8 protein-coding genes are annotated in these 11,539 nt (G+C 72.3%); all 8 read right to left on the bottom strand.

The genetic code is table 11. From position 1 onward, the window contains the following. The coding region (locus VF665_RS08755) for a hypothetical protein (protein WP_331053035.1) at window positions 1-3,874 on the bottom strand (3,874 nt) is incomplete at its 3' end. Between the two features lie 167 nt (window positions 3,875-4,041). Further along, window positions 4,042-4,548: a hypothetical protein gene (locus VF665_RS08760; RefSeq protein WP_331053036.1), complete on the bottom strand. Its 507-nt coding sequence runs from the start codon at window positions 4,546-4,548 to the stop codon at window positions 4,042-4,044. A gap of 46 nt (window positions 4,549-4,594) precedes the next feature. After that, window positions 4,595-4,861, bottom strand: coding sequence for a hypothetical protein (locus VF665_RS08765; RefSeq protein WP_331053037.1), 267 nt, complete (start codon window positions 4,859-4,861; stop codon window positions 4,595-4,597). A gap of 38 nt (window positions 4,862-4,899) precedes the next feature. After that, window positions 4,900-8,412, bottom strand: a complete 3,513-nt coding sequence (locus VF665_RS08770) for a hypothetical protein (protein ID WP_331053038.1) — start codon at window positions 8,410-8,412, stop codon at window positions 4,900-4,902. A 122-nt stretch (window positions 8,413-8,534) separates the two neighbouring features. Further along, window positions 8,535-8,981: a hypothetical protein gene (locus VF665_RS08775; RefSeq protein WP_331053039.1), complete on the bottom strand. Its 447-nt coding sequence runs from the start codon at window positions 8,979-8,981 to the stop codon at window positions 8,535-8,537. Window positions 8,982-9,036: 55 nt separating this feature from the next. Beyond that, window positions 9,037-9,426 carry a hypothetical protein gene (locus tag VF665_RS08780; protein WP_331053040.1) on the bottom strand — a complete coding sequence of 130 codons (390 nt, stop codon included), beginning with the start codon at window positions 9,424-9,426 and terminating at the stop codon, window positions 9,037-9,039. A gap of 604 nt (window positions 9,427-10,030) precedes the next feature. Beyond that, window positions 10,031-10,585, bottom strand: coding sequence for a hypothetical protein (locus VF665_RS08785; RefSeq protein WP_331053041.1), 555 nt, complete (start codon window positions 10,583-10,585; stop codon window positions 10,031-10,033). Between the two features lie 187 nt (window positions 10,586-10,772). Then, complete coding sequence (locus VF665_RS08790; protein ID WP_331053042.1) at window positions 10,773-10,916, bottom strand: hypothetical protein; 144 nt, start codon at window positions 10,914-10,916, stop codon at window positions 10,773-10,775. Between the last annotated feature and the right edge of the window lie 623 nt (window positions 10,917-11,539).

An 11,539-nucleotide genomic window follows, 5' to 3' on the forward strand; every position in this document is an offset into this window, starting at 1 on the left:
CGTCCCCGCCGCTGTCCATGGAGGGCGACAGGGCCGAGCTCCACAGCGACTCCGTGAACTGGTTCCGCACCCCGGCCACGCGGAACTGCACCAGGTGGTACAGGTGGTCCACCCAGTCGTCCTGGTACAGCGCCCGGGGCGCGGTGGAGGTCAGCCGCTGCACCTGCTCGCCCCACTCCAGGGCAAAGCCGATGCACCCGGCCGGGTACGACGGGCTCCAGGTGGTGAGCTGGCCGCCGCTGCCGTCCATCACGGCGATGAAGAGCGAGCCCTGCCCGGGCTGCCCCACGGTGAGCGCGTTGTGCCACGGGCTGGCCACCGGGGCCGCGGAGGCGGGGGGAAAGGTGACCAGGAAGGTGAGGTCCGCCGTGTCGCCGGTGAACACGTGGTCCGGAAGCCCGCTGCCCTGCGCGTCGGCGTACTGCAGGTAGAAGCCGCCCGCGTGCACCACGCTCACCTCCCACAGCAGCCGCAGAAAGTCCGGCACCTCCGACAGCAGCGCCTGCGTGGGCCCCAGCGGGTCCGGCGCCGCCAGCGCGCGGAACAGAAAGGCGTCGTTGGCGGTCGCGGGCTGCGTGGTGGTGCTCAGGTTGGTCTTGGCCAGCAGCACGGGGCGCGCGGCGAACGGGGCGTCGGACTGGTACCCCGTCGTCGCGGCGTTGTAGAGCACGGTGAGCACCGCGCCCGACAGCGCCGCGGCCGGCGCCTTCAGCAGCGCCTCCACCCGCGCGCGCGTCTCATCGTCCGTGCCCAGCACCTGGTACACGTTGGGCACAAAGGTGGGCGCCGCCGCCCCGTCCTCCACCTGCCCCGTGCGCGCCACGGGAACGCGGGCCACGCGGGAAACGAGGGTGAGCGCGGGCGCGGCGTCCACCGCCGCCGCCGCGGCGGCCGACGTTGCCGGAGGCGTGGCCGTCACCGAGAGCGCGGCGGGCGCGCCGGCCACGGCCTGCAGCACACCCGGGGGGAGCGGCACCACGAACGTCGTTCCCGCGGGCGACACCCAGGGCATGCGCGTGCGCTGCGCGAACCAGAGCGGCTGCGAGGTTACGGACGGAAGGGCGCTCACCGTGGCCGCGCCGGTGGCAAAGGGCGAGGGCGCCGGCGGGGCCGTCTCCACCGGCAGGGTGGCGACCGCGCTGCTTCCGCTGGCGAAGGCGATGGAAAGCGGGCCGCCCCCCGGCGCCAGGGTGAGCGTGGCCTCGCAGGCGGCCGTGGGATCGGGGACGGCGAACTGCTGCCCGCTGAGCGCGTACCCCGGGGCGATGGCCAGCGTGGCGAGGTCCACGTCCTGGAGGTCCGGCGGCACCGTGGCGGGGTCCGGCAGGCGCAGGCCGTTCAGCATGAAGCGCGACACCATGCCGCCCACGTTGGTGGCCAGCGCCGCGTCCGGCATCCCCTCCGTGCCGCCCCCGTCCGCCAGCTCCCGGGCCATCTGCCGGGCGACGGTCAGGAACCAGTCGGTGAACAGGAACTCGGTGAGCGACGGGCCCGGAGGCGGGGTGGGATCCGCGGCGCCCTCCATCCCCGGGCCGTTCCCCGGGCCGTCGGAGGACACCAGCCCCTGGATGGAAAGCTGGGCGAAGTAGTCCGACACCACCTGCGCATAGTCCGCGGGCGTGGTGCGGCTGGCGAAGGCCAGCGGGGCGCCGCCCCCCGTCCACTGCATCTGCAGCTGCGGCGGCATGGGAAACACGGCCGCGCTGGGCGCGTTCTGCGGCGGCGGCTGCGTGCCGTCCACCCCCGAGAGGGTGAAGGTAAAGGCGCCGCCCAGGAACGCTTCCAGCCCCGGCGCAAAGCTGTCCGGCGGCGGATCGCTCCCCGCGCCCAGCGCCGCGGCCACATCCGCCCAGGCGTGCGTCCCCGGCGCGTAGGTGGCCAGCAGCCACCCGGCCACCCCGGTAAACAGCTGCTCCAGCTCCGTGTTGGCCGGGCTGCCCGGGCCAGGCGCGGGAATGGCGAGCGTCGCCACCGCGGCCACCGTTCCCACCCCGGCGGCGTACGTCACCGTGGGCTGCAGCACGAAGCTCACGGACAGCGGCGTCCTGCCCGACACGGCGGCCGCCACCCGGTCCGGGTGCGGGCGCACGGCGGGCGGGCGGCGCGGGGCGGGGGCCTGCACCGCCGCCAGGGAAAGCAGGGCCGGCGCCGCCACCCAGTCGTTCATCCCCTGGAAGGCCTCGTTCTGCGGCCCGGACACGCTGGCGTCCGCCGGGTTGCCGGAGGTGACGGCGAAGCTCTGCGACACGGTGGCGTGAAAGCCCACGGAGATGGTGAAGAACACGATCTTGACCCGCGCCTCCACGTCCACGCGGGCCTCCACCCCGATCACCGTGTTGTACCCCGTCTCGAACGCCACGCTGGCGGAAACCGAAAGGCGCACCAGCACGGAGATGGAAATCACCTTGAGGTCCACCGACCCCTGCAGCTGCCCCACCAGGCTTACCGTGGCGGCGAACCAGTAGTAGTCCGGCGCGCGGGAGATGGACGACGTCCGGGCGGGGTCGCCGTCCGGCGCGTTCCACGCCAGGATCCCCTGAAAGGTGCCCTGCAGCGTCAGGCTCAGCGAAGCGCTGAACGGGCCCTGGCTGAAGGAGCGGCCCACCCCCAGCCACAGCGCCAGCCCGAACTCGATGATGGGGTTGTACTGCTGCACCATCGCGGGCGCGCCCGGGGCGGGCGCCATGGACGCCCCGGCGGCCAGCGCCTTCTGCCCGGACTGCGGGTTGTCGCCGCTGCGCAGCCTGGCGAAGTAGAAGCCGCCGCCCCCCGTAAAGATGTACGCCTGCACGCCGATGGAGTCCGGCCCCATGGGCCAGCCCACGCTCACCTTGAAGTCGCCGTTGGTGTAGATCCAGATGCGGAACGAGGGCAGAGTGAGCGCCACCACCCCCACGTTGATCTGCCGGAACTGTTCCGGCAGGGTCACCGCGGCGTAGTACACGCCCAGGTGCGGCCCCAGCTTCTGGTACAGGATCTCGAACGCGAGCCCCTTGAACTGGTCCACCGAGCAGGCCACCTGCAGCCCGTAGATGCTGGGGTCGTTGAACAGCGCCCGCACCTCCCACCCGCGCAGCAGCACGTGCGCCCCGATGAACCAGCCCCGCGCGGGATCGTAGTAGTTCGCCAGCTGCGACAGCAGCGTCGCGGGGTCGCTGCTGGTGAAGGTGGACTCCAGCTGGTTGAAGATCTCCACCAGCGGGTCGCCCGAGCCCGTGTACGGCGGCGGGCCGAAGCGCTGCCCCAGCCCCAGGTACTTCACCTGAAAGTTGCTTCCCCCGGCGGGCGGCATGGGAAAGGGGTAGCTCACGATCTGCGTCTTGCCCGCGGGCGCGGGGTCCGCCGCCGCGCCGGCACCCAGCGCGGGCAGGGTGCCCGCGGCGAGCTCCGCGGGCCTGGCCTGCTCGTCGAACCGCACGCGGGCGCGCACGTCCAGCCCCTTGCCGCTCTCATACCCCACGATCAGGTCAAACACGGTAAAGCTGGGCGAGATGGTGATCACCCCGCCCACCGGGCCGCCCAGACTGACGCCGTACGTTCCCCCCTTGTACAGCTTGATCACGAGCTGCACCGCCCCCGCCGGCCCCCCCGTTCCGCCGACGGCCACCGTGAGGTAGGGCGCGATCTGCACGGCGAAGATCTCGCTCCACGGCGCGGACGAGGCCAGGCTGGACACCTGCTTGAGCTCGGGAATGCCCAGCATGTCGCCCACCCCGGAAACCACGTCGGCCAGGGTGAACGGCACCTGCCCGTCGCGCGGCCCCAGCACCAGCTGCGTGGGGCCCTGGCCCACCCCCAGGGTAAGCCCCATCAGGTACGGGCTCCCCGAGGCAAGGTTCAGCGTCAGCTGAGCCCCCACGGTCAATCTCGCCATCGGCTTGCCTCTTCGGGGGGTCTGTGGAAACGGGGAGGGGGATGCGGAGCGGACGGGCCGCGGGCCCGCTCCTCATCCGCCGGGGCGGACGGCGTTCCGGCGGCGCGCGCGGCACCGCGGAGACGCCGTCCGGCCCCGGCGGGGGAGCGGTGCCCGCCCGCGCTGGATCAGGCGGGCAGCGCCGGCGCGGGCTGCGCCTCGTTGCTCACCCCCACCAGCGCCCCCGTGATCTTGAGCGCCTCCGAGCCGGGGATCAGGTTGATGGGCGAAGCCAGCGTGGCCGTGAGCGCCAGCGTGTACTGCACGGTGTCGGAGGAACCCTTGGGCGGGATCTTGATGTGAAACTCCGTCACCGTGAAGTCGATGTTGGTCAGCACGTTCACCACCTCGTTGAGCGGGGAGGGCAGGCTGTCTCCGCTGGGGATGTTCACGCTGAACGTGGTGTTGATCCAGCTGATGAGGTTTGCCAGCGTCCCCAGGTCCAGCGGGCCGGGGATGGCGAACTCGATCCCCTTGGTGGCCGCGTTGGCGATGTCGGCGCTGCTGATGGTGACCGGCTTGCCGTCGATCAGGAACTGCAGGCCGAACAGCACGCTCAGGGTGCCGTCGGCGGCGGTGGTCACCGTGCCGGTGGGGGTGCCGGCCATGGGCAGGTTGGCGGATGCGTCCGTCATCAAGAACTCCTTTGAACAGGGGGGGAAGGGATGATGCGTGTGCGTGTCAGGACTGCGGACCGGCGGACGTGTCCAGCACGTCCACGGTCAGGGTGCCCGGCAGGGCGGGGACCACGGGGTAGCCGCCGGTGGCGGTGGCCTCGTACCGCGTTCCGGGCCGGGGGTCCTTCGTCACGGTGACGGCCAGCGCCCACAGCGCGGCCAGCACCGTTCCCGCGTCGAACTGCACGGGAAGGTTCAGGGCGTACGTCTGGTTGATGGCCGTGCACAGCTCGGTGACGGTCCTGGCGTCCAGAATGGGGTCGTCGGCCATGGCGCTCCCTGGTTCTCGTGGTCCCGTGCGGCCGGCCGTCATCCCGGCTGCGTGGCCGCCAGGCTCCATCCCATGCTTCCCGTTCCCGGGTTGGCCGGGTCGGCGAAGAGGATGAAGTCGACGATCACCTTGGGCGGAAAGTGAATGCCCAGCACGCTCAGGGCGACGTTGTTGAACAGCAGCACGTACGCCGCGTCCTTTCCCGGCGGCTGCACCCGGGCCAGGTTGGCGTCGCCGAAGGTGGTCTTGATCAGCCCCTGGAGGTTGAAGCCCATGGCCCCCACCGAGGCCTGGGGCAGCTGCACGTACAGCGCGGCGCCGTCGTCGTCGGGGGTGGCGGCGGACGGGCCCCAGCCCAGCACCACGAAGGCGTCCAGCGACGCCCCCGCCTCGGCCAGCGACCCCAGCGTGCCCAGCGGCAGGGAGAAGCGCATGGCGTAGCGCGGCGACGACGTCGTCCAGTTCGCCGCGGGCGGAAGGGGCGCGTCCGCCGCGTCGCCGCCATCTCCCCCGTCCCTGGGCGGCGGCGGCTCGGGAGGCACGGTCACGAGCCCCGCCACGTTCACGGGAAGGCCGCCCAGCTTGGCGGCGGTGATGCCGCTGTCGTCCTGCAGAAACGAGGTGAGCTTGCAGGGCAGGGAGGTGAGCAGCCCGCCCTTGCGCCGCCCCGCCGGGTCGTCCTTCAGCTGCAGCCCGGTGAAGTCGGGAGCGATCCGGGCCGCGCCCTGCTTCTTTCCCTCGCCGTCCAGCACGAAGCCGATGTCCAGCGCCAGCCCCGACACGCTCACCCCCGCCACGCTTCCGTCGTCCCCCACGATGCCGTAGGTGAACAGGTCCAGCCCCTCCACTCCGGGAAAGGGCTGCGCCTGGAACGCCAGCGCGCCCGACAGGGTGAAGCGCGAGGTGATGGTGGAGGTGCCGTCGCCGTTGTCCTTGCTCCCCACCGGCACCAGCGTGGCGCCCGTCACCCCGAAGCGGTCCAGCACCCGCACGCTCCCGTCTCCGGTGCCGAACAGAAAGGCGGCGCGCTCCGCGGCGGTAAAGGTGACGGTGCCCACCGTTCCGTGGCGCTGGTACCGTCCCGCGATCACCACCGTGCCGGGGGGCGCGTCCGCGGTGGCCGGAACCAGCTGCACCGCGCGGCCAAAGAGGGAGCGGATGCTCATCCCCACCTTGCAGTCGAACACGGTGATCGCCGAGTTGCGCAGGGCCACCACCAGCTTTTCCACGTGAAAGTCGTAGTCGCCGGGGGCGGGGTCGCCGCGGAGCGGGGCGGAGGTGCTGCCCGGATAGTGGATCACGCCGAAGAGCGAGCTCTGGCTGATGCCCGTGGCCGTGTCGCCGCCCGCGGGGGTCAGCTGGTTGAGCTCCACGCCGAAGTGGTGCGCGTACAGCTCCCCGTCGATGCCGGCGAAAAGCATCTGCAGGTCCAGCGGCATTCCGTTGGCGTTGATGGGCGCGTTGAACGCCAGGATCCCCGTCCACGCGGGTTCCACCGCGATCACGGTTCGGAAGTAGTCGAAGGCGTGGTCCCCGTCGGCGTCGGGGGCGTCGCCGTCCCCAAGCGCGCCGGAGGGGCACGGCACCCCGGCCGCGGCCAGCGACTGGCGCAGCGTGGCCTGCGCCGCGGCGACGTCCGTCACGAACACCCCAGGCTCCGCCCACGCCGACACGTCGCCGCAGATCAGGGACTGCAGCGAGCGGGTGGTGTCGTACTTGAAGACCAGGAAGGTGCCGGCCCCCGCGGCGCCCGCGCCGGGGGGCGGCGCCACCTCGAAGTTGAAGCCGGCCACGTTCAGCTCGCGCTCCATCCCCGCGCCGAAGGTGTCCCACGCGTTCACCACCAGGAACAGCTGGTCGCGCATCAGCACGCTGGCCAGCCGCCCATCCACCGTTCCCGACGCTCCGGGCCCGAACGCCAGGTACTGGTCGCCGCTGCGGGCCAGCACCAGCCGCTGCCACGTACCTTCCGGCCCCGCGGCCGCCCCGGCCAGCGACGCCGCGGCGCGGAACGGCGTGGCGCCGTCGTTCATCTGCACCAGCAGCCCCTGCGGCGTGGCCGCGTTGCCCCCCGCCAGCGCCGCGCCCCCCGCGTTGGCGAAGCGCGGCCCGGTGCCCGGGTCGCCCGGGACCGCCGTGTGGCGCGCCGCGGCCAGCACCTGCTTTTCAAAGGCGTCGAACAGCGCGGGCTCCACCCCCGCGTTGGGGGAGGGGGAGCCGTCCGGCGCGGGCTGGTACAGCGCCGCGTACGGAGCAATCGGGAGCGGCACGCCCGCGGCCATGGGATCGCCCACGTACGCCGACACCGCCCCCGGAAGCCCCATGCCCGCCACCGCGCCGGGCGCGTAGTTGACCGACGCGGAGGGCTGCGCGTAGTAGCCGCGGGGCGCGTTGCCGCCCCCTGGACGCACGCGGACGTAGGCGGTGGAATAGGTGGGGTCCAGCACCGGCCCCGGCGCATCGCCCGCGGAGGGCGCGGCGCCCGTCCCCGCGCCGAACGCCGGCGCCCAGGCGGGGTGTCCGGGGTCAAAGACCAGGGTGTCGCCTCCCGCGACGGCCAGGAACTCCGCCGCCGAGGTGCCGCACATGAGGCGCGCCGGGCCGCCGGGGAGGGAAAGGGAAAACGGGCCCTGCGGCGCCAGGTAGGCCGCCACCCCTCCTCCCGGGGGAGGTCCCGGGCGCAGCCCCAGCCAGAACCCCGCGCCCGCCTGTGGCGCCAGCGTCACCGCCGCTCCCGACACGGTGCTGGCGGCCGCCAGCGGCAGCGCCGGGGGCGCGCCGCTGAACTGAAAGGCGGTGCGGCCCCCGTCGGCGGGGTTCACGGGGTCCAGCGCAACGGCCAGCTCCAGCGTGAGCGCGTTGGGCGCGGGGGCCGGGAGCACGGGGTACACCAGCTGCGCCGTGCCGCCGCCCGGCGCGGGGTAGAAGTAGCGCACCTCGCCGCCGTGCGGGTACGCCTGCCCGGTGGGGTCGTCGCTGAACAGCAGGTAGAACTGGAATGCGTCCCAGCTGGCGGAAAAGGTGATGCGGCCGGGGTCCGCGGGGTCCAGCGACACCGAAAGGTCGCCGCCCGGCCCCAGCGAGCTTCCCTCCAGCGTCACGCCCCCCGCGCTGACGCCCAGCGCCGGCGGGTCCAGCGACAGGGAAAAGGAGGTGCCGGACCCCACCTTGAGCTGCAGCTGCAGCACGGGCACGGTGGCGGTGCCCACCACCTGGCCGGTCAGCGCCCCGGGGGAGAATGGCACCAGCGCCAGCACCGGCGGGGCCTGGGGGGTGAGCCACGCCAGCGCGCGCTGGTTGGCCGCCGCCCCCGTGAGCCCCAGCGCCCCCGCGAGCGCGGCCAGGCCGCCGGTGACGGGCGCGGCGGAAAACAGGTAGCCGCCGGGGTAGGCCCAGCTTTCCTGCAGCGTCAGGGGGCCGGCGGGCGGGGCGCCCGCGCCGGGAACCAGCAGAAAGGAGAGGTGCAGCGCCCCCGGCTCACCCGCGGAGCCGGCCTGGTACAGCCCGAATCCGCCGTCCTGCGTTACCAGCGAAAAGGTGGGCGTCGGCATCGGGCGCGGGCCGTGAGGGGGAGTCCGCCTCCGGAGCGGGGCGCTCCGGAGGCGGCGTGCAACATCAGGTCGTGCGGGCCGCGGGGGCGCGGACTGCGCCCCCGCGGGCGGGCGGGAACGCCTCAGCTCGCGTTCACCGAGAGCGGCTCCGCGCCCCCCGCTTCGGTGTCCACCTGAACGCCGCCCAGCGCGCCCACCACGGTGAAGGTGCCGATCACATAGCCGAACTGCGTGGTCAGAAAGGCCTGGTTGGCGCCCACGTACAGCATCAGGTCCTGGTCCAGCGAAATGGGGCCGGTTCCCGGCACCGAGCTGGGAACGGTGACGGTGATGGAACCGGTGAACGAGTCCCAGGGCACCTTGACGGCGTTGTCGCCGATGGCGAACACGGCGCTGCTCCCCGCGTACTTGGCGCGCGGCACGGTGGTGGACGAGGGCGTGTACTTGGGCACGCCGGTCACGGTGCCGTCGGCCCATCCGGCGATCGTGGCCGCGGCACTGTAGCCGGCCACGGAAAGGTTGGTGACGGGCTCGTTGAAGCAGTTGAAGACGGTGACTTTGCCTGCCATGTCCGTGCTCCTGGAAAGGTGAAGAGGCGGGAGGTCCCGCGTGGACGCCGGCGCCTCAGGTCGGGCCGGCGGACTGCGCATTCAAGGGCGGGGAGGGCGGCGGCGGAACCGGCGTTCCCGAAGTCTGGAGCACGTAGCCGAACTGGTTCAGCAGCGACGCGTAGCCGCGGAACACGTAGATGAGGTAGTTGGCGTCCACCGACATCTGCGCGGGGTCGAATCGGAAGGAGAACTGGTACGGGCCGCCTTCCTGATCGGTGAACTGGGCGGTGAAGGTGTTGTTGCCCAGGTTGAACTTGCCGCCCTCCGGGTACCGTACCAGCGGGGCCGTGATCATCACCGGGGGCCCGCCCTGTGTGCCCGGCCAGCCCGGGGAGATGGCCGCACCGTTCACCTGGTACAGCAGCTTTACGCTGCTCGTGTTCGCGACGTACACCTGCCCCACGGGACCTCCCGGTGCCTGGATGGACGAGTGCGGGAACGGCGAATCCGGCGGCGTGAGGCGGGCCGCGGGCAGTACGCGGGGATGAGGAGCCCCGGAGGGAGGAAGGACGGGATGCCGAAGTGACGCGCCGCGGCGGAAACAGGTATTTCCTTTTCGGACACCGTTCCGACCGCGAAGCGCAATGTAGTCTGCTACCGGATTCGGTGTCAAGGACGCCCGGCCGCAAAAAGACGGATTCCGAAAGGCGGAACCCGTCTCCTGTTTTTCCTGTCGGTATTGGGGTGCAGGGCGAGAATCCGGGGGCAGCGCCCGCGCTCCGAATTGCGGCCATCCTGCACCGGGAGGGGACACCGATGAAGAAGCTTTCGTTCAAACGCCGGGCACCTGCGCGTGGAGACAATTCCCGTGCAGAACCGCGGGCGGCGGGGCGCGCCACCACACCCGCCGGGCCGGCCGGATAGCCGTACACCTGCCCGGAGTGCCGGTACATCCGCCACGTTCTCTGCTGCCGAGGGCAGTCCGGGTGCCGCCGCGGCGGCGACGCGAAGCGGCCCCGGCGATCAACTCGCCGGGGCCGCTTTGGATCGGGGACCCTTCGCGCTCGTCAGCGGGGCCAGGCGGGGCCGCAGTCCGTCTGCTGGAACGTGTCGCTGATGTTCAGCAGCTTCCAGCGTCCGTCGCGGCGGGAAAGGTGAAACGCGTCGAAGCCGCAGTGCGACACGGTGCCGTCGGGGCGGCGCACCTGGTATTCTGCCCACACCGAGGCCAGGTCGCCGCTTACGTGCACCACCGGGTTGCGGATGGGCTCGTCGATGCCGGGCTGGCCGGGCTGCGTCACCAGGCGGATGAACTCCGCTCCCGTCAGCAGCATCACGCGCGTTCCCCCCGTGCGCACGGGGCGGATGAGCGTCATCCGCGTGAGCGAGTCCACGTGCTGGTTCATGATGGAGGTGTCCCGCATCCGCAGGCCGTCCATGAAGCTCTGCAGGGTCGCGAGCACCGCCGCGCGCTCCACGTCCGTCGTTTCGCGCGCGCCCAGCGGGGCGGCCGCTACCGTGCCGGACGGGCCCGAGGGCGCGGCGGACGGGGCGGGGGAGGTCTGCGGCTGGCAGGCGGCGAACAGCGGGAGCAGCAGGAGGGCCAGATTTCGTCTGCGCATGTGCGTGCGTGTGGGGGAAAGGGAACGGAACCGCCCGGGGCAGGGCGGGCGGCGGATGCAGCGGGCCCAAGCTACGCGCCGCCGCCGCGGGCCGCCAATCCCCAGGGCGGCGGACGAGGGATGAGGCGGACGCGCGGCGGCCCCGGCGGGCAGTCCCGCCGGGGCCGCCGGCTTACACGCACCCTGCTCAGGCCCAGCAGGGCGTATCGTTGGTGTTGGGCCGCTGGATGGGGCGCGTCTGGGTATCCCACAGAATGGACGCGGCGTACCCGCCGTCCAGCCCGGCCACGGTCTCGCCCGTGGACACCGGGTCCATCTCCGTCGTCTGCACGTCCAGCTCTTCCAGGTTCAGATTCAGCCGCGTGGGGCGCCTCCACGAATGTGATTGGTGAATCGTGTCCTGATACGGTAGGGTGGATGGGCGGCGCCGTTAATCCCTTCCGGCGCGCTCGTCGCGGCGCGATCGACCAGGTGCGGGTGACTGGAGGAGAGAACCACCGGCGCACGGTACCCCCAGGCACCGGGAATCAACGAAGGGCTGATTCGGACGAGGCGCCGGGGCGGTGCGCTGGACGCGGGCGCACCACAACTCCCCGGGCACCGACTGCGATACGACCTGCTGCTGAGCACGCGCGTCGCCAATGCACCGAGGGGCGCACCGGGAGTCGGTGCGCCACGTCTGCATGGCGGGCAAGGCTGGATCCGGCCCGGGGAAAAGGCGTTCACCGTCCGCAAGTCATTTCTCGGTAGGAACTTGCTTTTCGCGCCGGCACTTGCCGCGCCGGAAGCATTTGTTTACCATTGATGCGCCCGATCCGTTTCTCGCCACTTCCTCCAATGCCGCCGCGCTGAGCGCCCGCTCTGCTCCGCGCGTGCGCCTCCAGCCAGAATGCAAGCTGCATCCCTCCGGCTCCGTGCACCTTCACGTTCGTGCGTCCGCGCGTCGGCCGCGCT

Origin of the sequence: Longimicrobium sp. (assembly GCF_036387355.1) — a bacterium.
Lineage (GTDB): Bacteria > Gemmatimonadota > Gemmatimonadetes > Longimicrobiales > Longimicrobiaceae > Longimicrobium.